General features: G+C 68.2%; 1 pseudogene. It reads left to right on the forward strand.

The window, feature by feature from the left end:
* Positions 1 to 713 (forward strand): annotated as a pseudogene (locus tag ADK55_RS39845) (hypothetical protein); the annotation flags it as partial.

Here is a 713-nt window from a genome sequence, read left to right on the forward strand (position 1 = left end):
AGGGCGGGCAGGGCGGCGCCTACGGCGGCCAGGGTGGCCCGTACGGCTCGCAGGGTGGTCCCTACGGTGACCAGGGCGGCGCCCCGTACAACGGTCAGTACGGCGCCCAGCAGCCTCCCTACGGCGGACCCGATCCGCAGTACGGGCAGCAGTACGACGAACCCCCGTACGACGAGCCGCCCCGGCGCAAGTCCAAGGCCAAGCGTTGGCTGATAGCGGGGACCACCGTCCTCGCGCTCGCGGGCGTCGCGGCGCTCGTGATGAGCCACTTCGACATACCGCCCTTCAGCGACAAGGGCAAGGACGTCTCCTTCGGAGGCACTCCCGACGGCAAGAACGAGGAAGCCGCCAAGCCGCCGGCGACCTCGAAGATGTCCATGCCCACGGGCCCGAAGGCGCAGTTCAAGAACCCCATGAGGCTGGCCGACGGCACGCGCGTGGCCGTCACCACGCTGGACGGCAAGAAGTCCGGTTTCAAGGGCAAGGTGTGGGTCTGGGCTCCGAAGGAGTACAACGACCCCAAGTTCGCCAAGAGCGGCTTCCCCGTCATGATCGCCCTGCCCGGCGGCGCCGGCTACCCGACCAACTACTGGATGGGCACCGACCTCGGCCTCCAGAACAGCATCAGCAAGTGGTACAGCGAGGGGAAGAGCAAGCCCTTCATCCTCGCCATGCCCGTGCTGAACCCGGGCCCCGACGACAAGGGCATCTAC

Origin of the sequence: Streptomyces sp. WM4235 (assembly GCF_001279725.1) — a bacterium.
Taxonomy (GTDB): domain Bacteria; phylum Actinomycetota; class Actinomycetes; order Streptomycetales; family Streptomycetaceae; genus Streptomyces.